This window comes from uncultured Microbacterium sp. (genome assembly GCF_947489255.1).
GTDB classification, from domain to species: Bacteria; Actinomycetota; Actinomycetes; order Actinomycetales; family Microbacteriaceae; genus Microbacterium; species Microbacterium phycohabitans.
The window spans coordinates 207,305-227,376 of the sequence record NZ_CANLCY010000005.1; the positions used below are offsets into that span (position 1 = coordinate 207,305).

General features: G+C 70.5%; 17 protein-coding genes. 2 read left to right on the forward strand and 15 right to left on the reverse strand.

Annotated elements, in window-relative coordinates; all coding sequences use genetic code 11:
* Positions 1 to 12 precede the first annotated feature (12 nt).
* From rlmN to Q0818_RS14300, 5 genes are all read right to left on the reverse strand, one after another.
* A complete protein-coding gene (gene rlmN, locus Q0818_RS14280; protein ID WP_298876257.1) occupies positions 13 to 1,326 on the reverse strand; it encodes a 23S rRNA (adenine(2503)-C(2))-methyltransferase RlmN in 1,314 nt (437 codons plus the stop codon).
* 176 nt (positions 1,327 to 1,502) lie between these two features.
* A complete protein-coding gene (locus tag Q0818_RS14285; protein WP_298876260.1) occupies positions 1,503 to 1,769 on the reverse strand; it encodes an HPr family phosphocarrier protein in 267 nt (88 codons plus the stop codon).
* Positions 1,770 to 1,787: 18 nt separating this feature from the next.
* On the reverse strand, positions 1,788 to 2,618 hold the full coding sequence (locus tag Q0818_RS14290; protein WP_298876263.1) for a PRD domain-containing protein: 831 nt from the start codon (positions 2,616 to 2,618) through the stop codon (positions 1,788 to 1,790).
* A 41-nt stretch (positions 2,619 to 2,659) separates the two neighbouring features.
* On the reverse strand, positions 2,660 to 4,111 hold the full coding sequence (locus Q0818_RS14295; protein WP_298876266.1) for a family 1 glycosylhydrolase: 1,452 nt from the start codon (positions 4,109 to 4,111) through the stop codon (positions 2,660 to 2,662).
* Positions 4,098 to 5,996, reverse strand: coding sequence for a beta-glucoside-specific PTS transporter subunit IIABC (locus tag Q0818_RS14300; protein ID WP_298876268.1), 1,899 nt, complete (start codon positions 5,994 to 5,996; stop codon positions 4,098 to 4,100). Before Q0818_RS14300 ends, Q0818_RS14295 begins: the two co-directional genes overlap by 14 nt.
* 313 nt (positions 5,997 to 6,309) lie before the next feature.
* On the opposite strand from Q0818_RS14300, the gene Q0818_RS14305 reads away from it, so the two are divergent.
* Positions 6,310 to 7,152, forward strand: a complete 843-nt coding sequence (locus tag Q0818_RS14305; protein ID WP_298876271.1) for a Cof-type HAD-IIB family hydrolase — start codon at positions 6,310 to 6,312, stop codon at positions 7,150 to 7,152.
* 209 nt (positions 7,153 to 7,361) lie between these two features.
* Here Q0818_RS14305 and Q0818_RS14310 read toward each other — a convergent pair whose 3' ends face one another.
* Genes Q0818_RS14310 through Q0818_RS14325 form a run of 4 tightly spaced genes read right to left on the reverse strand, consistent with a single transcriptional unit; the run spans position 7,362 to position 10,798 of the window.
* Positions 7,362 to 8,252, reverse strand: a complete 891-nt coding sequence (locus tag Q0818_RS14310) for an NAD(P)-dependent oxidoreductase (protein WP_298876274.1) — start codon at positions 8,250 to 8,252, stop codon at positions 7,362 to 7,364.
* Complete coding sequence (locus Q0818_RS14315; protein ID WP_298876277.1) at positions 8,249 to 9,025, reverse strand: enoyl-CoA hydratase/isomerase family protein; 777 nt, start codon at positions 9,023 to 9,025, stop codon at positions 8,249 to 8,251. The genes Q0818_RS14310 and Q0818_RS14315 overlap by 4 nt, the downstream gene beginning before the upstream one ends.
* The gene (locus Q0818_RS14320) at positions 9,022 to 9,783 is read right to left on the reverse strand and encodes an SDR family NAD(P)-dependent oxidoreductase (RefSeq protein WP_298876280.1); all 762 of its coding nucleotides are present in this window, start codon (positions 9,781 to 9,783) and stop codon (positions 9,022 to 9,024) included. Before Q0818_RS14320 ends, Q0818_RS14315 begins: the two co-directional genes overlap by 4 nt.
* Positions 9,784 to 9,829: 46 nt before the next feature.
* Entirely contained in the window at positions 9,830 to 10,798 is a 969-nt protein-coding gene (locus Q0818_RS14325; protein ID WP_298876283.1) for a hypothetical protein, read from the reverse strand.
* Between the two features lie 290 nt (positions 10,799 to 11,088).
* Between Q0818_RS14325 and Q0818_RS14330 the strand changes: the two genes are divergently transcribed.
* The gene (locus tag Q0818_RS14330; RefSeq protein ID WP_298876285.1) at positions 11,089 to 11,583 is read left to right on the forward strand and encodes a GNAT family N-acetyltransferase; all 495 of its coding nucleotides are present in this window, start codon (positions 11,089 to 11,091) and stop codon (positions 11,581 to 11,583) included.
* Positions 11,584 to 11,661: 78 nt separating this feature from the next.
* On the opposite strand, the gene Q0818_RS14335 is transcribed toward Q0818_RS14330, so the two are convergent.
* Genes Q0818_RS14335 through Q0818_RS14360 form a run of 6 tightly spaced genes read right to left on the reverse strand, consistent with a single transcriptional unit; the run spans position 11,662 to position 20,058 of the window.
* Entirely contained in the window at positions 11,662 to 13,005 is a 1,344-nt protein-coding gene (locus Q0818_RS14335) for a carboxylesterase family protein (RefSeq protein ID WP_298876287.1), read from the reverse strand.
* 23 nt (positions 13,006 to 13,028) lie between these two features.
* Positions 13,029 to 14,750: an ABC transporter ATP-binding protein gene (locus tag Q0818_RS14340; protein WP_298876289.1), complete on the reverse strand. Its 1,722-nt coding sequence runs from the start codon at positions 14,748 to 14,750 to the stop codon at positions 13,029 to 13,031.
* Positions 14,747 to 15,685, reverse strand: coding sequence for an ROK family protein (locus Q0818_RS14345; RefSeq protein ID WP_298876292.1), 939 nt, complete (start codon positions 15,683 to 15,685; stop codon positions 14,747 to 14,749). The genes Q0818_RS14340 and Q0818_RS14345 overlap by 4 nt, the downstream gene beginning before the upstream one ends.
* A gap of 49 nt (positions 15,686 to 15,734) precedes the next feature.
* Entirely contained in the window at positions 15,735 to 18,215 is a 2,481-nt protein-coding gene (locus Q0818_RS14350) for a glycoside hydrolase family 2 TIM barrel-domain containing protein (protein ID WP_298876295.1), read from the reverse strand.
* Positions 18,212 to 19,117, reverse strand: a complete 906-nt coding sequence (locus Q0818_RS14355; RefSeq protein WP_298876297.1) for a carbohydrate ABC transporter permease — start codon at positions 19,115 to 19,117, stop codon at positions 18,212 to 18,214. The genes Q0818_RS14350 and Q0818_RS14355 overlap by 4 nt, the downstream gene beginning before the upstream one ends.
* Positions 19,114 to 20,058: a carbohydrate ABC transporter permease gene (locus tag Q0818_RS14360; protein ID WP_298876300.1), complete on the reverse strand. Its 945-nt coding sequence runs from the start codon at positions 20,056 to 20,058 to the stop codon at positions 19,114 to 19,116. The genes Q0818_RS14355 and Q0818_RS14360 overlap by 4 nt, the downstream gene beginning before the upstream one ends.
* Between the last annotated feature and the right edge of the window lie 14 nt (positions 20,059 to 20,072).

Below are 20,072 nucleotides of genomic sequence, written 5' to 3' on the forward strand. Positions count from 1 at the left end.
ACGCGCGCGGGATCAGCCGACCGGCGTCGCCTCGGCGGCCGCCTCGTCTTCTTCCGTCGCGACGAGCTGACCGCACGCCCCGTCGATCTCCTTGCCGCGGGTGTCGCGGAGGGTCGTGGGGATGCCGGCGTCGTTGAGACGGCGCACGAACTCGTTCTGCACGGGCACCTCGGATGCCGTCCAGATCGAGCCCGGGGTCGGGTTCAGCGGGATGGGGTTCACGTGCACCCAGCCGCGACCGCGGGCGTTGAGCTTGTCGGCGAGCAGATCGGCACGCCAGGCGTGGTCGTTCATGTCCTTGATCAGGGCGTATTCGATCGACACGCGGCGCCCGGTCTTGTCGAAGTAGGAGCGGGCGGCATCCAGTGCCTCGTCGACCTTCCACTTCGAGTTCACCGGGATGAGCTCGTCGCGCAGTCCGTCGTCGGGCGCGTGCAGCGAGAGGGCGAAGGTCACCGGGATGTCCTCGTCGGCGAGCTTCTTGATCGCCGGCACCAGGCCGACCGTCGACACGGTGATGCCGCGCGCGCTCATTCCGAGGCCGTGGTCCTTGTCGACCATGACGCGCACGGCCTGCATGACGCGCGCGTAGTTGGCCAGCGGCTCGCCCATGCCCATGAAGACGATGTTCGACACGCGATCCAGCGAGTGGTCGGAGCTCTTCTTGCCGCCGAGGCCGCCGGCGGCGATGAGGGCGTTGGCGCGCACGATCTGCTCGATGATCTCGGCCGCCGACATGTTGCGGGTCAGGCCCGCCTGGCCGGTGGCGCAGAACGGGCAGTTCATGCCGCAGCCGGCCTGACTCGACACGCACAGCGTGATGCGGCCGGGGTAGCGCATGAGCACCGACTCGACCAGCGCACCGTCGTGCAGCTTCCAGAGGAACTTGATCGTGTCGCCGCGATCCGTCTCGAGCCGGCGCACCTCGGTGAGAAGCGGGGGCAGCATCCCCGCGACGAGTTCCTCGCGACCGGATGCCGGCAGATCGGTCATCGCGGCCGGGTCGGAGGTGTAGTGCGTGAAGTAGTGCTTCTCGAGCTGCTTCGCGCGGAAGCCGGGGAGGCCGAGCTCCTTCAGCTTCGCGATGCGCTCGTCGTGGGTGAGGTCGGCGAGGTGCACGGGGGGCTTGCCGCGCTTGGGGCTCGCGAACTGCAGCAGCGGACGACCGGTCTCGTCTTTCGCCTGCTGCCAGCCCTCGGTCTTCGGGCGCACCTGGCGGACGCCGGCGTCTTTCGGCTTCGTCTCGCGGACGGCGGTGTCGGCAGGCGCCCCCGCGGGGCGCGCCTGCCGGGGCGTGGTGGTGCGCACGGGGGGCTGATCGGTCATGGTTTCCAGGGTACCGGCGCGCGGCTGCGACGCGGCTGGGCGCGTCGGCCCGTGCGGATGCCGGACCGGCCGCTCGGATGATGCTGCGGACCTTTCGTGCAGACGCGGAGAGAGGAGCGCGAGGGACCGATCGGAGCCGGGGGGAGACGCCGGACCGATCCCTCGCGCCGTCGGAGTCAGGGTGCGTCGAGATCCTGCTCGAGCAGTGCCTGGAGTTCGTCGGCGACACGGTCGGCCTCCGGGCCGTCCACCTCCAGCGACACCTCGTCGCCCGTCTTCACACCCAGCTGCAGCAGCGCGAGGATGCTACGGGCGTCGACGGACGTGCCGCCCGCGGCGAGGGTGACCGCGTGCTTCGACGCGGTCGCCGCCTTGGCGAGGGTGGCGGCGGGACGGGAGTGCAGGCCGGAGGAGGAGCCGAAGACGGCGGTGCGCTGTGCCATGGGGGGACCTTTCGGGGTTCAGCTCGATTGAGCGCGAGCGATGTGGAGGGCGAGGTAGCCGACCTCCTCGTCGGAGATCGCGACCCGGTGCTCGCGGAGCACGAACGCGCGGATGCGCTCGGCCGTGGCGACCGCGCGCGGGTGCTTGGCCGTCATGGTCGCGAACAGCAGGTCGTCGTCCTGCGCCGCGAGCCGGTCGGAGAACAGGCGCTCGGCGAAGAACTGCAGGTGCGTGAGGAATCGGCGGGTGTGCAGGTCGTCGGCATCCAGGGCCACTCCCCCGGAGTGCGTGACGATGGTGCTGATGTCGGAGATGAGTCCGACGACCCGCATCGAGTCGACGGCGGGTCTCCCCACCTCGGAGTTGACGAGATGGAAGGCGATGTTCGCCGCCTCCTCGTCGGGGAGCGCCGCCCCCGTGCGCTCGCGCAGCAGCGCGAGGGCGCGCAGCCCCACCTCGTGCTCCGTCGGGTAGACCGTGCGCACCTCCCAGGCGAGGCGATTCGTCACCCGCAGCCCCCGACGCAACCGTTCCACCGCGAAGTGCAGGTGATCGGTGAGCGTCAGGTAGATGTGCGGATCGAGCTGGATGCCGCTGCCCTCGGCATCCATCACGATCGCCCTCGTCAACTCGACGAACTCCGCCGGGATCTGCGCGAGCAGCTCCACGAGGTTGCGCTGGTCGGCGTCGTCGAGCGCGACGAACACCCGGTCGGTGTCCTCGGGCGCGACGGTGGCGCCCGGCTTGGCACCGAAACCGATGCCCTTGCCGAGCAGGACGCGCTCCACGCCGCGCTCGTCCTCGACGAGCACGACGCTGGAGTTCAGCACCTTCTTGATGATCTGCATGGGTGTCTCCGTCGACCCCGGGGGATGCGCCGAGGCGGCGATCACGCCAGGTCGGCCCCGTTCGAGGCGATGACCTTCCGGTACCAGAAGAACGAGTCCTTGCGACGTCGCTCACCGGTGCCGTTGCCGAGGTCGTCCTGGTCGACGTGGATGAAACCGTACCTCTTCGAGATCTGCGACGACGAAGCGCTGATGATGTCGATCGGCGCCCAGCTCGCGTACCCGCGCAGGTCGACACCCTCGTCCACGGCGCGGATCATCTCCGCGAAGTGCGACCGGAAGTAGTCGATGCGGTACGGGTCGTGGATCCGGCCCTCGTCGGTGAGCTCGTCGCGCATGCCGAGACCGTTCTCGACGATGAACAGCGGTTTGCCGTACCGGTCGTAGAGGTCGATGAGGGAGATGCGCAGGCCCACGGGGTCGATCTGCCAGCCCCACTCGCTCGACGCCAGGAACGGGTTCTTGACCCCCAGCACCGTGTTGCCCGGGGTGCGCTCGGCATCCGGTCTCACCGACTCGGTGAGGGTCATGTAATAGGAGAACGAGATGTAGTCGACGGGGTGGTCGCGCAGCAGCTCGACATCGCCATCCTCGAACGGGATGACGACGCCCCTCGCCTCTAGGGCGTTCAGCGCCAACCGGGGGTAGGCGCCGCCGGCCTGCACGTCGGTGCAGAGGTACAGCATCCGCTCCTTGGCCTGGGTGGCCGCGACGTCATCGGGGTGACAGGTGTTCGGGTACGTGGTGAGCATGGTGAGCATGCACCCCATCTCCGAGGCGGGCCACAGCTCGTGCAGCATCTTCGTCACCGACGCCGAGGCCACGAACTGGTGGTGCAGCGCCGTGTAGCAGGCCTGCTCCAGCGAGCCCTCGACGGTCTCATCGATGATGCCGCCCGAGGTGAAGGGGTGGCGGATGATCCCGTCGATCTCGTTGAACGACAGCCACAGGTCGACGAGGTGGCCGAACCGCTCGAAGCAGGTGCGCGAGAACCGCTCGAACAGGGCGATCGTCCCCCGGTCGACCCACGCGTTGTTCTTCAGCGCGAGGGCCAGCGGCGGGTCGTAGTGCGACAGCGTCACCAGCGGACGGATGCCGAGACGGCGCATCTCCGTGAAGAGGTCGAGGTAGAAGGCCACCCCCTCCTCGTTGGGGTCGAGCTCCTCGCCGGTGGGATAGAGGCGCGACCAGGCGATCGAGACGCGCAGCACCGTGAAGCCCATCTCCGCGAACAGCGCGAGGTCTTCGCGGTAGCGGTGGTAGAAGTCGATGCCGCGACGCTTCGGGTAGAGCGAGATGTCGTCGTCGGCCATGGCCGCGGCGATGCTCTCGAGCGTGTGCCGGTGATGTACCGCATACTCGCGCGGGTCGACGTTCGGACGGTATTTCGCCACGTCCGAGACGGCGGGGCCGCGGCCCCCTTCGTTCCAGGCACCCTCGGCCTGGTTGGCGGCGAGGGCGCCGCCCCAGAGGAATCCGTCAGGCAATCCCATTCGCGGTCTCCTTCGCGTCGGTGGCCAGCAGGGCGTCGCCGGCGGCGATGCGTCCCGTGGCGAGGGGTGCGACGTCGTACGCGTCGCCGTTGAGCACGACGACGGGCGTCGTGATGTCGAGACCCGCCGCTTCGATCGCGGCGAGGTCGGCGGTCAGCACGCGCTGGCCCGCCTCGACCCGGTCGCCCTGGGTCACGTGCGCGGTGAACGGGGCACCCTCAAGGCGGACGGTGTCCAGGCCCACGTGCACGAGCACCTCGAGACCGTCGTCGCCCAGGATGCCGAGGGCGTGACGCGAGGGGAGGAGGCTCGACACGATGCCGCTGATGGGGGCGCGCACCTCGCCGTCCGTGGGACGAATGGCAACACCGGGCCCGAGGATGCGGCCCGAGAACACCGGGTCGTCGACCGCGTCGAGGGAGATGACCTCACCGGTCATCGGAGCCAGGACCCCACCGGCGGCGGTCTCGACCGGAGCCGCCGCACCCGACTGCTGATCGAGCAGACGCACGGTCGCGGAGTCGGAATCCTTCCAGATCACGAGCGAGACGACGAAGGAGACGACCATGGCGACGAGCGCGCCGATGACGGCGTGCAGCAGATTCCACGGATTCGCCATGTCGATGAACATCGAGATGGATGCCGCTCCGGGGCTGACGAGCGCGAAGGCCGAGATCGCCGCGATGCCGAGGTAGGCGCCGCCGACGAACGAGCCGATGACCACCGACACGATCGCGCGACGGTTCTGCAGGGTCACGCCGTACAGCGCCGGCTCGGTAATGCCGAAGAAGGCCGAGATGCCCGACGAGATCGCGGTCCCGCGGAGGGTCTTGTTCTTGGTGCGCACGGCGATGGCGAGGCTCGAGCCCGCCTCGGCGAGGTTGTGGGCGAGCGAGGCGACGAGGTAGAAGCTCTCCCGACCGGCGGATGCCATGGTGGCCACAGTGGGCGGGATGAAGGCCTTGTGCATGCCGACCGAGACGATGAACGGCAGTGCGGCGGCCATCAGGGCGACGGCGATCCAACCGAGGGTGCCGTACAGCCACAGCATCGCTCCGGTCAGCAGGGTGCCGAGGAAGAAGCCGAGCGGACCGAGCAGGAAGATCGTCGCGGGCGCCACGACGACGAAGCAGATCAGCGGCACGAGGAAGGTGCTGATCACGCTGGGGCTGATGCGACGGGCGAAGCGCTCGACGACGGCGAGCAGCAGCACGGCGAGGATCGGGGGGAAGACCTGCGCGTTGTAGGCGATCGCGGGCACGGTCAGACCGAACAGGGCGATGCCGCCCTCCTGCGTCAGCAGACCCGCGAAGGTCGGGAACACCAGCAGGCCGACGATGCCGAGCGCGAGCGGGATGTTGACGTCGAGCTTCTTCGCGGCGGTGTAGGTCACCAGCAGCGGCAGGAAGAAGAAGACCGCGTCGGGGATCGCGGTGAGAACCTGGTAGGTCTGGTCGGTCGTCTGCAGCCAGCCGAGCGCGACGGCGAGGATGAGGAACGACTTGAAGATTCCGGCGCCGGCGACGGCGGGGATGATCGGGGTGAAGACGCCGACGACGAAGTCCATGAACACCGACCCGGCGCGCTTCACCGTCAGCTTGGGCTTCGCGACGTCGACGCGCACCTCGGCACGGGTGCCGCTCCCGGTGCGGATCTTCTCGATCTCGCGGAAGTAGTCGTTGACGCCCGAGCCCACGATCACCTGGGTCTGCGCTCCCGGTACCACGCCGATGACACCGGGCGTGGCCTTGAGGGCGGCCTCATCGGCCTGCGAGTCGTCGGCGAGCGTGAAGCGGAGGCGGGTCGAGCAGTGGTGGAGCGAGGCCACGTTGGCCGCTCCGCCGACGTGCTCGAGGATCGCGCGGGCGCTGTCCTGGGTGGTCATCGAAATCCTTCCTCGGTTCGAAGGACACGTGCCGCGACGTCGACTCCGACGCCGCCCGGGCAACAAAAAAGGACCCGAAGGCGGCGCTCTCGCGCTGCGTTCGGATCCTGCCTGCATGACCAGTCACATGTCCACCGCAGACTGTACACGACGATCGTCGGATGCCGAACCGCCCGGCGCTCCGCCCCCGGGGAACGCGATACGGTGACGAGGGCGGCGTCCCCCGCGGCGGCGCGCCCCACGACGCATCTCTTCCCCCGACCGGGTCGCCCCGGGTCCCCGTGGCCCGCGCCGATCCTCCTCTGGAGTGCACATGACCCGCATCGCCTTCCTCGACGTCGACGGCACGATCCTCGAGCACGGATCGGTGATCGCCGACTCGACCGGGCCGGCGATCCGCCGCGCGCGCGAGAACGGGCACCTCGTGTGGCTCTCGACCGGGCGGTCCGCCGGCGACATCCACCCCGATGTGCTCGCGATCGGCTTCGACGGGGCGATCACCAACGGCGGCGCCTACGCCATGCGCGGCGACGAGCTGGTCGTGGAACGCCCGATGCCGCGAGAAGACGTCGAGGAGCTCGAGCGCTACTTCGAGGCCCACGGCATCCACTACTTCCTCCAGACCCACGGCGGGGTGTATGCCAGCGACGGCATGGGGCCGGTGATGACCGAGTACCGGCGCGAGCGCCACGCGCAGCGCGCGGCCGAGCTCGAGGCGCAGGGGCTGCCGCCCGAGCAGCCGCTGTGGCGCGAACCGCGACCGGTGTCGGAGGTCGATCGCGACGCGGTCGCGAAGGCCGTGTTCGTCAGCCCCTCGACCGACACCGTCGCGCATGCCGCCGCTGCCCTGGGCGACGGGTTCCACGTCATCCCGGGATCCATCCCGCTGCCCGGCGGGTCGAACGGCGAGATCGGTCAGGCCGGGGTCACCAAGGGCTCCGCGATCACCGAGGTCCTGTCCGTGCTCGGGCTGTCGGCGGCGGATGCCATCGGCATCGGCGACAGCTGGAACGACGTCGAGATGTTCGAGGTCGTCGGGACGCCGGTCGCGATGGGCAATGCCGTCCCCGAGCTGCAGCGCCTCGCCGGGCGCGTGACGACCGCCGTCCTCGACGACGGCGTGCACAACGCCTTCGCGGAGCTGGGCTTGATCTGAGCCCCTGCCCCGGCGCCCGGCGCCCGGCGCTGATAAACGCTGATCCTGCCGAGACACGCGGCTGCATGGCGTGTTTCGACAGAGTCGGCGTTTATCGAGGCACGAGGGGCGTCACCGCCGGCCACAACCCGGCAACCCTGCCCCGGCACCCCTACTCAGGCACCCCGGTGCCGGCGCGAGGCGCGCGTCACGGCCGCGCGGCTCCCGCGTCAGTCCAGGAAGATGTCCGGGTACATCGCGGCATCCGGGGTTCCGGGCACCGCGGCGTAGCCGGAGAAGTCCGTCACACCCGCGGCTTCCAGCACGTCTTCGACGATGAGCGTCCGGCCCGTGAGCTCGCGCGAGGGCGACGTCAGCACCTCGTAGGCCGCATCCGCGTAGATCTCGGGCCTGCGCGAGACCGCCATGAGCCGGTCGCCGCCGATGACGTTCTGCACCGCGGCGGTCGCGATCGTCGTGCGCGGCCACAGCGTGTTGGCCGCGATCCCGTCGCTCGCGAACTCCGACGCCAGCCCCAGCGTGGCCATCGTCATGCCGAACTTCGCGAGGCTGTACCCCGTGTGCGCGCCGAGCCACTTCGGCGTGACGTTCAACGGCGGCGAGAGCGAGAGGATGTGCGGGTTCTCGGCATCCTTCAGCTGCGGAAGGGCGGCGCGCGAGAGAAGGAACGTCCCGCGCACGTTGACGTCCTGCATGAGGTCGTATTTCTTCGTCGCGAGCTCGAGCGAGCCCGAGAGGTCGATGACGCTGGCGTTGTTGACCACGATGTCGATGCCGCCGAACTCGCCCACGGTCCGAAGGACGGCCTCGGTGATCGACGCCTCGTCGCGCACGTCGCCGACGATCGGCAGCGCGCGACCTCCCGCCTCGCGGATCGCCTCGGCGGCGGTGTGCACCGTGCCCTCGAGCTTCGGGTGCGGGGTGTCGGTCTTGGCGAGCATCGCGATGTTCGCCCCGTCACGGGCCGCCCGCAGGGCGATCGCGAGGCCGATCCCGCGGCTCCCGCCCGACATCAGGATGGTCTTGCCGGAGAGTGGGCCCGCGCCCCCCGAGGCTCCGGGCGCCGCGCCGGCGGCGGCTGGAGGGGTGGTGGGGATCATGAGCGTCCTTTCGCGGAGGCGGCGGCGAAGGCGGCGACGCGCGCCCGCGCCTCGGGGGTGTCGAAGGCCGCGCCGATGGTGGCGGCCTCGTCGGCGAGGTTCTCGGCGAACGTGCGCCCTGCCCCGACGCGCACGAGACGCGTGGCCTGGGCGAACGCCGCGGACGCGCCGTCGAGCCAGAACCGGGCGATCTCGTCGACCCGCGCCGCCAGGTCGGTGGATGCCACGACCTCGGCGACGAGGCCCCACTCGAGGGCCTCCGCGGCATCCAGCATCCGATCCTGCAGCAGGAGCTGGAGGGCACGACGCTGGCCGATGGCCGCGGGCAGCAGCGTCGAGACGCCGAGGTCGGGGGTCAGGCCGATGTTGGCGTAGCGGCTGACGAAGCGCGCGTTCTCGCTCGCCACGACGTAGTCGGCCGTGAGCATGAGGCCGAGCCCGCCTCCCGCGACCGCCCCTTGGACGGCGGCGACCATCGGCAGCGGCGCCTCGGCGAAGGTCCGGATGCCGTCGTGGATCGCCTCGGCGGTCGCGGTCACGTCCGCGCCGGAGGATCCGCTCGTCGACATCGCGACCACGTCGCCCCCGGCGCAGAACGCGGGGCCGTTGGCATCCAGGATCACCGCCGCGACCGAGGAGTCGGCGGTGACCTCGTGCGCGACCTCGCGCCAGCGGCGGGCCATGGGGAAGTCCATCGCGTTGAGCGACGCGGGCCGGTCGAAGGTGACGCGGGCGAGACCGCCCTCGACGTGGAGCAGGATGCCGTCGGTCATTTCGGTGCCATCCGGATCGCGCCGTCGAGACGGATCGTCTCGCCGTTCAGGTAGCCGTTGTCGACGATCGCGAGCACGAGACGCGCGTACTCGTCGGGGGCGCCGAGGCGCGAGGGGTAGGGCACCTGCTGGCCGAGCGAATCCTGCGCGGCCTGGGGCAGGCCCTTCAGCATGGGCGTCTCCATGATCCCCGGGGCGATGGTGCACACCCGGATGCCGTGGCGCGCGAGCTCTCGCGCGATCGGCAGCGTCATCGCGTGCACGCCGCCCTTGCTCGCGGAGTAGGCCGGCTGCCCGATCTGCCCGTCGAAGGCCGCGACGCTCGCGGTGTTGACGATGACGCCGCGGTCGCCGCCGTCGGTCGGATCGGTCGTGGCCATGACCGCGGACGTCTGGGCGATGACGTTGTACGTGCCGATGAGGTTGACGCGGATGACGCGCTCGAAGTCGGCGAGCGACGACGGAGACCCGTCGCGGTCGAGCACCTTGGCGGGAGGCGCGATGCCGGCGCAGTTCACGACCACCCTCAGGGGGCCGGCATCGGCGGCGCGGGCGGCTGCCGCGGCGATCTGTTCCGCGTCGGTGACGTCGGCGGCGGCGAACGCGCCGCCCAGTTCGTCGGCGATCTGCGCGCCCGGCGACGTCGGCAGATCGACGATGGTGACGTGGGCGCCGGCCGCCGCGAGGCGTCGCGCGGTGGCCAGTCCCAGGCCCGAGGCACCGCCGGTGACGAGGGCGGAGGCTCCTTCGATGTCCATGCGTTCTCCTTCGAAAGCTGAAACCCGGTCCCACCCTAGCCGAGACTCAGGACCGCCTGAGGTCCCACCACCGCCGGGGGCGGACGGGACCGGTCTGCGTGCGGATCGCCGCCGTGGAGGCGCCGTCGACGAGGAGGATCACGTCTTCCGCCGCCCAGCCGTAATCGCTGCGCAGGCACTCCTCCACCGCCGGTAGCGGATCCGGGATGCTCAGCTCGGAACCGCGCGGCACCTCGACGGCGCGGGGATCGAGGTCGCGAGCCGCCTGCCGGAGTTGCGCCACGAGCTCGTGCACGCGATCCGCGCCGTAGGCGGCGACGGCCAGTTCCCAATCGCCGACGACGACGACGGCCCCGTTCGGACAGGCCGCCTCGTCGACCCGCGCGTGTCGACCGAAACGCAGGCGGATGACGGCGACCCCGCACAGGAGGACCGCGACCGCGCCGAGAACCGTCGCGGGCGCGTACGAGAACCCCACGAGATACAGCGCGGAGTCCCATCCCGCGACGGCTCCGACGACCACGCGCGCGACGCAGTAGACCGCGAACACGGCATTCGTCAGGGCGATCAGCCGTACCGGCGAGACGGGGTCGATGTCGGCGCGCACCGCTGCGACGGCGCACGCCCCGCAGGCGAGTGCGAGCGCGAGCGCTTTGACGACGAGCGAGCCCGGCAGCGGGACGGTCGCGGTGACGATCGCCACGACGAGGATCAGGGCCACGATCGCCACCGAGGTGCGACGAGCGCTGCGGCCGTCGAGAACGCTCACCGCGACGAGCAGGAGCGAGGGAGCGAGGACCATCGCCACATCCCCCAGGACGAGGCTCAGGATGCCACCGCCTGCCGTGTAGATGAAGTACATCGCGCTCGATCCGACGGCGCAGATTCCGGCGACGGCGGCGAAGCGCAGGAAGAGCGTGGTCCGACCGGGGGTGCCGATGCGCGGCATCGCGACGAAGAGCACGACCGCCGCAACGGCGGCACTCACCGCCACCAACCCCAGCGCGAGCTCCATGGCACGACACCTCCCCCATGCTCATTCTGCCCCGCCGCACCGGAGCCCGCCGCGACGCGCCGTGGGGTTGCGCCGGGCCGTGCGGGCGGTCCAGCGCGGACTTGCGCCGGCGCGGTCGGGGCGGACTCGGCGCGGTCGGGGTGCGAAGGCGTGGTCGTGCGCGGAGGAGTGGTCGACGGCGCGGGCCGGTGCGGCGGGGCGGCGGCGCGGCTCGGTGATGGCGGAGCCGCGGCGCGGCTCGGTGATGGCGGAGCGGCGGCGCGGTGGCACGGTCGAACTAGGCTCGACGGGTGCACGTTCGCGCCTTCCACCTCGAGTCCGTCGACGTCGACGACCCCCGTGCCGTCGAACTGCGCGGCATCCTCGACGAGGATCTCGGCGAGCGGTACCGCGAGGCCGACGCCGACGACACCCCCGAGGTCGCCGCGAAGCGCGCCGCCGCGTTGGCCGTGCACCCCGAGCAGATCGTGGCGACCCTGATCGCCGTGGATGCCGACGGCTCCCCGCTCGGGCATGTGATGCTGCGACGTCTCGGCGACGAATGGGAGCTCAAGCGCCTCATCGTGGTCGAGGCCGCGCGCCGCCGCGGCGTGGGACGCGCGCTCACCGCCGAGGTCGTCGACCTCGCGCATCGCGGAGGCGCGGCCCGCGTGATCCTGCAGAGCGGCAGGATGCAACCCGAGTCCCTGCGCATGTACGCCGCCTCGGGCTTCACGCCGATCCCCGTGTACGAGCCGTACGTGGAGACGATGCCGCGCTCGCTGTGCTTCGAGTACGTGTTCTGAGCCGTGCGCATTCCCGAGCGCGGTGGGCCCGTCCCCGCTCGCGTCCGCCCGCGCCGCCGCTGACGACGCGGCGGGCGGTCAGAGCCGGTCGCACGCAGCGCCGGCCGCGGTGAGGACGGCGCGCAAGGCCGGATCACTTGCGGAGATCATCCGCGGGCGGGCGCCCCAGCGGAAGACCCCCTCAGCCGCATCGCCCCAGCTCGGCTCGCTCGACGGTCGTCCGCCCCGTGCGAACGAGCCCCACGCCGCGGCCATGCGCGACGAAAGCCCCGCCGAGGTCGACGCCGTCGACGTGCCGAAGACCATCGGCAGATCGCCGGAGTGCCCCGCATCGACGCCGGTGAGCCCGGCGGGGTCGAAGTCGTAGACGAAGGTCTCGGCAGTGCCGCGCGCCGCCCTGCGCGCCTCGACGACCCTGTCGACGGGCGACCTGTACATCACCTCGGAGAGCACCGCCTCCCGCAGCTCCCGCAGCTCGGGGCGCCGACCCCGGTCGACGCGGTACGCGGCCGCGAGCTCGTCGATCGATGCCGACGGCGCGATCCTCTCCAGCAGGGCGGCGAGGGCGGCGCCCTCCGCGACGCCCCCTGACATCCACGGAAGGGCCTCACGACGCGCGGATCCGATCAACAGCGGGAGACCGGCACCGGCGCCCGCGGCGAGGGCCTCCAGTGGGCGCTCGTGCAGAAGGCGCCCGTCGATGACGGGCCGGAAGGGCAGCGCGTCGATCGGAGCCGTCGCCGAGAACCGATCGATGACCCGCGTCTGCGCCCGGACGATCGCTGCGACGGGCAGGTCCGCCGCCTCGCGGATCGACTCGACGCCGGCGGCGGCGAGGAACGCGTCGCGGATGCGTGCCGCCTGCGGGAGGGACATCGCCCGCTCCGCCGTGCAGCTGTGCGCGATGGCGCGGTGGAACAGCCCCTCGCCGGCCGAGGTGCTGAGGTGCGCGAGCACGTCGACGCCACCCGCGGACTGGCCCATGAGGGTCACCGCCGACGCGTCGCCGCCGAACTCCGCGATGTGAGCCTGCACCCAGCGCAGGGCCGCGAGTTGATCGTGCAGCGCGGCGTTCGCGGCATCCTGTCTCTCCTCCGTCCCGTCACCGAGGAGGTGTCCGAGGGCGCCGAGCCGGTACTGCACCGCCACGACGACCAGCCCCTGCGTCGCAGCCAGACGGGAGCCGTCCGTGACGGGGTCGTCGACGCCACCACTCACATGGGCGCCGCCGTGGATCCAGACCAGGACGGGTGCGGCCGTCGCGCCGAGCGGTGCCCAGACCGTGAGATGCAGGCAGTCCTCCGAGCCCTCGATGCCGGGCTGAGGCGCTCGGGCGCCGAGCCGGTCCGGCCCGAGGGGCTCCGGAACGGGAGGCCCGAAGCGCTGTGCGCGGGCGTATCGGATGCCGTGGACCACGCGCACGGGGGCCTCGGCGCCGTCGACGCTCAGGTCGCCACCGCGCGCTGCAGCATCGTGCGATAGTAGCCCTCGGTCGCGGCGAGCGCCTCGTGATCGCCCTGCTGGATGATGCGGCCGGCGTCGAGGACGACGATGCGGTCGGCGGCCCGGATGGTCGACAGGCGGTGGGCGACGATGAGCGTCGTCCGACCGGCGCGGAGGGTCGCGAGCGCATCGTTCACGGCCGCCTCGGACTCGCCGTCGAGGGCAGCCGTCGCCTCGTCGAGCAACAGAACGCGAGGATCGCGTGCGAGCGCACGGGCGATGGCGAGCCGCTGCCGCTGCCCGCCGGAAAGGCTCGCCCCGCGCTCGCCGACGACGGAGTCCAACCCCTCGGGGAGCTGACGCACGAAGGACTGCGCATTCGCCCCCGCGAGTGCACTCCAGACCGCGTCGTCGTCGAGATCGGGCAGGCCGTAGGCGACGTTCTCGCGGATCGACGCGTCGAAGAGCACGGGCTCCTGCGGTACGACGGACACGAATCTTCGATACGTCCGCCGGTCGATGTCGCCGAGATCGTGCCCGTCGATCGACACCCGCCCCCGATCAGGGCTGATGAGTCCGAGGGAGAGGTGCAGGAGCGTCGACTTGCCCGACCCCGACGGGCCGATGAACGCCACCGTCTCCCCCGCCGTGACCGTGAGATCGACGTCGCGGAGGACGGGCTCCCGGGCGTATGCGAAGGTCACCTCGTCGAAGCGGATCTCGCCGGACACCCTCGACAGGGCCGGCTTGCCCTCGTTCTGCTCGACCTCGTCGGCCGTGAGCAGCTCCTGCATCGATGAGATGGACTCCCGCCCCCGCGTGAGCAGAGGAGCGAGCTGGAAGACGGCGACGGTGGTCGCGGTGAGCAGCCCGAAGTAGCTGCTCAACAGGATGACATCGCCCGCCGACACCGCGACGATCCCGGTGAGAGCACCGAGTACCGCCCCGAACAGACACGCGAGGCTGAGGATCTGGAAGCTCGCCCAGGACATCGCGCCGAAGCGCCCGTTGATGCGGTCGAGGTCGAAGCCCGCCGCCCGCACGTGCTCGGCGCTCGAGGTGACGCGCTCCACGGCGACGGCCTCGAGCCCGTGGGCCCGCGTCACGGAGAGCAGCGACCCCATCTCGCTGATGCGTGTGGAGAAGCGCTCGACCTCGCGGCGGAAGCGTTCGTTGGCCGCCGACGTCCGCGAACGCAGCCAGCGGATGAGCATCACGGCGAGGGGCACGGCGACGGCGAAGAACACCAGGAACGCGGGGGCACGCACGCCCATCGTCACGCTGGCGCCGACGAGGACCGTGACCGCCGTGAGAACCGGCCCGAAACTCTGCTGGAGCATGAGCTCGACGTTCTCGACGTCACGCACCAGCTTGGTCTGCGCGAGCGCGCTCGCTGAGCGCGAGTGGTAGCTGAGCGACAGGATCTGCAGTCGCTGGGTCAGGCTCCGACGAAGGTCTGCGCCGAGTCCGCGGACGGCGGCGAAGTACGCCCGGACGTAGACGGCATTGGCGGTCACGTTGACGACGACGACCGTCGCGGCCAGGAGCGCCCATGGCAGGAGCGCCGTCGGCGCGGCGTCCGCGATGAGGGCGTCGATGACCTCCGCCGTCACGATGGGCAGGACCCACAGCGGACTGTCCTTGACGATGAAGGCCAGGGCCGCGATCGCGATGCGCGGGCGGTGCGGTCGGAGGAACGGGCGAAGCGAGCGAGCAGCGGTCACGGCGCTGCAGACGTGCGCTCCGCGTCACCGACGCGCAGAGCCAGGGCGGCCGCCCCGAGCAGAGGCCCTTCGTCGCCCAGGCCCGATCGGGCGACGCGCACGCGCGCGGCGTAGGAGAAGAGGACGTTCTCCGCGACCGAGCGTCGCACGAGGTCGACGTAGTCCTCGCGCACACGGGAGAATCCCCCGCCGATCGCGACCGCCTCGAGGTCGAGCAACGTGGCGACACTCGCGACGGCCTGACCCACGAGATGGGCCGAGCGCCGTGTCGCCCGCTCGGCGACGGGATCGCCGCGCAGCACGTCGCGCGCGAGGTCCTCCCCACTCGTGCCGTTCCACCCGCGTTCCCTCGCCCAGCGGACTGCGGCAGGACCGGATGCCACGGCCTCGAGCGTGCTGTCCTCGACGGCGCAGCGCGACTCCCCGGTGTGCACGTGGATCTGTCCGACATGGCCGGCGTTGCCCGATGCCCCCGCGAGAGGCGCGCCGTCGGCGATGACCCCACCGCCGACGCCCGTCGACACGACCATGCTCATCGACACGCGGCTCCCGCGGGTCGCGCCCAGCCACTCCTCCGCCACTGCGATGCACGTGCCGTCGAGCCGGAGCACCGTGAGAACGCCCGCGGCATCCTCGACGATCTCGCGGACAGGCAGTCCACGCAGCAGTGGCAGATTGTGCGGGCTCACGGTCCCGGTCGACAGGTCCACAGGACCGGCCGAACCGATGCCCGCCGCAACCACGCCCTCCGGCGCTGCTCGGAGGGTCTGGGCGACGCTGTCGCGAAGCGCGGCCACGACCTCGTCGCGGTCACGGCTGCGGCCGGTCGCCCGCCGCGAGCGGGAGCCCACGACGATGCGACCCGCCGCGTCGACGATCGCCGTCTCGAGTTTGGTGCCGCCGATGTCGACGGCGAGGACGAAGGGTGCGTGCATGAGTCTTCCCTCGGGCGATGGGGAGGGGCGGTCCCCTCCCCATCGGCGATCAGTTCCAGTCGGCGACGAGCTGGTTCGATGTGCGGAGGACGTCGGGGGCGCAGAAGCGCTCCGGGTTCGCGTCCTGCTCACTCCGCACCCGGAAGGTCACCGACTCGCCCGGCAGCAGGGTGACGAGCATGTCGTCGACGACGGCATCCGGATCGACCTTGTCGACCAGCAGCGCGAGGTCGCGCACGAGATTCCCGGCCTCGACCGTCACCTCGTACCCGGTTGCCACCCGACGAGCGCTCGTGGTGAGCTCTGCGCGGGCGAGCGCGGAGTCGCGATGCTCGGCGAAGAACCAGAAGCCGCGTACGCCCTCCGACTCCACCACGATCAGCTCGCTCGCCGCATCGGCGGGCGTGGCCACCGCCTCGGGGAGCGCGAACGTGCGCGCACCGCGGGCATCGATGTCGGTCGCGAGCAGCGCCTCGGCCAGCACCGTCCCGTCGAAGGACAGGCGGCGTGCGAGGAGCGGTCCCGTCCACCCCGCGGGGGCGTCGTTGACCGCGATAGCGGCGAGTCCGCCCCCGCGGGGCTGGATCGTGAGCAGCCGGTCGGCGTAGACGTGCTTGAGCGCGTAGAGCAGCGGCTTGGCGTGTCCGTAGCCGTCGACGGCTGCCCACGAGGTCACCGGCCAGCAGTCGTTGAGCTGCCACACGACCGATCCCATGCAGCGCGGCGACTCGGAGCGCATGTGCTCGATGCCCACCGTCACCGCCAGCGCCTGGTTCAGCGACATGGCCCAATGCCAGTCCTCGGTGTCGTCGGGGAGAGGGAGGTGAGCGACGAGACCGTCGGTGAGCTTGTCGTTGCCGTCCATCGCCTTCTGGTGGTGGAACATGCCCGGAGACTCGGGCGTGAGCGGAGAATCCGAGATCGCCCGGGTGATCGTCGACCACGTCGCCGGCCCCTGCCATCCGAATTCGGCGACGAAACGCGCGTGAACGTCGCGATAGGTCGGGTAGTCGACGCGGTTCCAGTGCTCCCAGAGGTGGACGGACCCGTGCTCGGGATCGTTCGCGAAGATGTCCGCATCACCCGACCAGGGGCTCGCCGGCGTGTACGACCGCGAAGGGTCGAGCTCGGCGACGAGGCGCGGGAGAAGGTCGAGGTAGTAGCCGAGCCCCCAGGTCCGCCCCTGCAGACGCTTCGCCCAGCCCCACTCCTCGTAGCCCCAGACGTTCTCGTTGTTGCCGTTCCACAGCGCCAGACTCGGGTGCGGCATGATGCGCGTGATGTTGTCACGGGCCTCGGCCTCCACCTCCGACCACAGCGGCTCCTCCTCGGCGTAGCTGGCGCATGCGAAGAGGAAGTCCTGCCAGACGAGGATGCCGCGTTCGTCGCAGAGGTCGTAGAAGTCATCCGACTCGTAGTAGCCGCCGCCCCAGATGCGCAGCAGGTTCATGTTCGCGAACTCCGCCTGGTCGAGACGGTGCGAGAGTCGCTCGCGGGTCACACGCGTGACGAAAGCGTCGTCGGGGATCCAGTTGGCCCCGCGGATCCACACCGGCTCGCCGTTGACGACGAAGCGGAAGGAGGTCCCTTCCTCGTCTCGATCGAGCTGGACGTCGATCGTGCGGAAGCCGATCCGATGCGTACGCTCCGCCAGGACGTCGCCATCGCGCTCCAGGGAAACGGCGAGGTCGTAGAGCGGCTGCTCGCCGAACCCGCGCGGCCACCAGAGGGCGACGTCGGCGACACGCAGCTCGGCGACGCCCGTGGACGCCCCCGCCGCGAACTCGATCCGCGCCTCGCTCCCGTCGGCGAGGGAGATCGAGACGGAGTAGTCCGCGTCGTCGGCGCGCTCGATGTCGACGTGGACCGCGACGACGCCGTCCGAGCCGTCGACGCTGACGACCGGTCGCGTCGCCGCGATCCGTGCCCCCGACCAGGCCTCGAGGCGCGCGGGCTTCCAGATGCCCGACGACGCGGCATCCAATCCCCAGTCCCAGCCGAAGTTGCAGGCGGCCTTGCGGATGGCGTTGAACGGGTGGAAGTAGGTGTGCGGGCGGTAGCCGATCTCGAGGCTCGCTCGGTCGGCCTCGGCAACAGGCGACGCGAACGTCACCACGAGCTCGTTCTCGCCATCGCGGAGGGCGTCGTCGACCGAGAACCGGTACGTGCGGTGCTGGTTGCGCGTGCGCCCGAGGCTGCGCCCGTTCAGCACCACCTCGGCGAAGGTGTCGAGGCCATCGAACACGAGGTCGTGACGGTCGTGGCCATCGGGGGCGTAGTCGAAGCGGGTCGCGTACTCCCAGGCGCTCTGGCCGATCCACGTCACCGTGGTCTCGTTGCGGTCGAGGTAGGGGTCGAGGATCAGGCCCGCGTCGAGGAGAGCGACGTGCACGAGTCCGGGAACGGCCGCGGGAACCGTCTGCCCGGCGATTGCGGCGGGGACCGGACCGTCGAGGGCCCGCAGGCTCCACACCTCGGGAAGGGCCGTGGTGCGGGCGGCGGCGGGGCGAGCGGTGGTGACGTCGGTCATTTGGTGGCTCCAGAGGTCAGTCCGTTGTAGATGAATCGCTGCAGGAAGAGGAAGGCGAGGAGGGTGGGGACGATGACGAGGATGGTGCCGGCGGCGATGACCTCCCACTGCGAGCCGAAGGGCCCCATGAAGCGGAACAGCGACGTCGAGATCACCCCGAGGTCCCTCGACGGCATATAGAGGAACGGGATGTAGAACTCGTTGTAGACCGCGATGCCCTTGATGATCACCACCGTCGCGATGGCGGGCTTCAGCAGCGGCAGGATGATGCGCCAGTACACGGTGAAGCGATTGGCTCCGTCGATCATCGCGGCCTCGTCGAGGGCGACGGGGATGTTCTGCATGAACTGCAGGAAGATGTAGATCGCGATGATGTCGGTGCCGGTGAAGAGCACGATCGCCGCCCACCGGGTGTTGAACAGGTCGAGAGCGCTGATCACCTGGAAGGTCGCGACCTGGGTCGTGATCGAGGGCACGAGGGTGGCGAGCAGGAACACACCGGTCACGAGCGCCCGCCCGCGGAAACGGAACCGGTCCACCGCGTAGGCCGTCATCGTGCCGATGAGGATCGTGCCCGTGATCGAGACCACGAGGATGATCGCGGTGTTCACGAACCCGGTCAGCATCCCGCCCTGCGTGAAGGCGATGACGAAGTTGTCGAGGTTGAACCAGTTCGACGGCGGATCGAGCGGACCCGTCGTGCGGTACTCCTCCGGTGTCTTGAACGCCAGCGCGAAGATCGTGACGATCGGCAGCAGCGCGAACAGGCACGCGATCACGAGCGCGGCGTATTTCAGCACCGTCGCGATCCATCCGAGATCGGCGCGGCGCCGGTGGGGTCGCGCCGGGGGGGCCGTCGGGGGCCGCGTCGGCGTGGGTGCGGGGGTGAGGGTGCCGGTCATTGCACGCTCGCTTTCTCGTCGGGGAAGAACCGTCGCTGCACCGCGGTGATGAGCAGCACGATCGCCAGCAGGACGACCGCCATCGCCGAGGCCAGACCCACCTGCGCGTAGCGGAACGCGGTGTCGACGGTCTGGATGACGAAGGTCTCGGAGCCGTTGGCGCCGCCGGTCATGATGTACGGCATCTCGAAGGCCGAGAGGGCGCCCGACACCGCGAGGATGAGCGAGAGGCCCAGGATGCGACGGATGCTGGGGAGGATGATGAAGCGGAACTTCTGCCACGAGTTCGCGCCGTCGAGATCGGCCGCCTCGTACTGCTCCGCGGGCACCGACTGGATCGCGCCGAGGAAGAGCACGAAGTTCAATCCCATGTAGCGCCACACCGACGTCGCCGCGAGCGACACGTTGACGATCGAGGGGTCGCCGAGCCACTGCGGCGGGTCGACGACGCCGAACGCCGCGAGGACGCTGTCGAGCGTCCCGCCGGGTCGGAAGAAGAACAGGAACATCAGACCGATCGCGACCCCGTTGATGAGGTACGGGAAGAAGATGACGCCCTTGAAGAAGTTCTTGAAGCGCGTGCGGAAACTGAGCAGCACGGCGAACAGCAGCGCCAGTCCGAGCTGGGCGATCGCGCCGACCAGATAGAACAGGCTCACCGCGAACACCTGGAAGTACTCGGGACGCGTGAAGATCTGCACGTAGTTGTCGAGGCCGACGAAGTTCTGCTGCGGGTCGAGCCCGTCCCAGTCGGTGACGCTGTACCAGAAGGAGTTCGCGACGGGCACGTAGGTGAATAGGACCAGGAAGCCCAGGGGGACGATCAGGAACAGCCAGGGGGTGAGCCGCCAGCCGCGCGCAGCGGATCGACGGGGGCCCGCGCGACGAAGGCGTCGGCGGGCGGGAACGGTTTCGAGGGGGGTGCCTTCGGCGAGCGCCATCGCGCGCTCCTTTC

Excerpts from the sequence above, each read along its gene's own strand:
- Q0818_RS14350 (WP_298876295.1), bottom strand. The coding sequence starts at position 18,215 with ATGACCGACGTCACCACCGCTCGCCCCGCCGCCGCCCGCACCACGGCC.
- Q0818_RS14320 (WP_298876280.1), bottom strand. The coding sequence starts at position 9,783 with ATGGACATCGAAGGAGCCTCCGCCCTCGTCACCGGCGGTGCCTCGGGC.
- Q0818_RS14315 (WP_298876277.1), bottom strand. The coding sequence starts at position 9,025 with ATGACCGACGGCATCCTGCTCCACGTCGAGGGCGGTCTCGCCCGCGTC.
- Q0818_RS14290 (WP_298876263.1), bottom strand. The coding sequence starts at position 2,618 with ATGCAGATCATCAAGAAGGTGCTGAACTCCAGCGTCGTGCTCGTCGAG.
- Q0818_RS14300 (WP_298876268.1), bottom strand. The coding sequence starts at position 5,996 with ATGACCACCCAGGACAGCGCCCGCGCGATCCTCGAGCACGTCGGCGGA.
- Q0818_RS14285 (WP_298876260.1), bottom strand. The coding sequence starts at position 1,769 with ATGGCACAGCGCACCGCCGTCTTCGGCTCCTCCTCCGGCCTGCACTCC.
- Q0818_RS14295 (WP_298876266.1), bottom strand. The coding sequence starts at position 4,111 with ATGGGATTGCCTGACGGATTCCTCTGGGGCGGCGCCCTCGCCGCCAAC.
- Q0818_RS14355 (WP_298876297.1), bottom strand. The coding sequence starts at position 19,117 with ATGACCGGCACCCTCACCCCCGCACCCACGCCGACGCGGCCCCCGACG.
- Q0818_RS14345 (WP_298876292.1), bottom strand. The coding sequence starts at position 15,685 with ATGCACGCACCCTTCGTCCTCGCCGTCGACATCGGCGGCACCAAACTC.
- Q0818_RS14360 (WP_298876300.1), bottom strand. The coding sequence starts at position 20,058 with ATGGCGCTCGCCGAAGGCACCCCCCTCGAAACCGTTCCCGCCCGCCGA.
- Q0818_RS14325 (WP_298876283.1), bottom strand. The coding sequence starts at position 10,798 with ATGGAGCTCGCGCTGGGGTTGGTGGCGGTGAGTGCCGCCGTTGCGGCG.
- Q0818_RS14310 (WP_298876274.1), bottom strand. The coding sequence starts at position 8,252 with ATGATCCCCACCACCCCTCCAGCCGCCGCCGGCGCGGCGCCCGGAGCC.
- rlmN (WP_298876257.1), bottom strand. The coding sequence starts at position 1,326 with ATGACCGATCAGCCCCCCGTGCGCACCACCACGCCCCGGCAGGCGCGC.
- Q0818_RS14305 (WP_298876271.1), top strand. The coding sequence starts at position 6,310 with ATGACCCGCATCGCCTTCCTCGACGTCGACGGCACGATCCTCGAGCAC.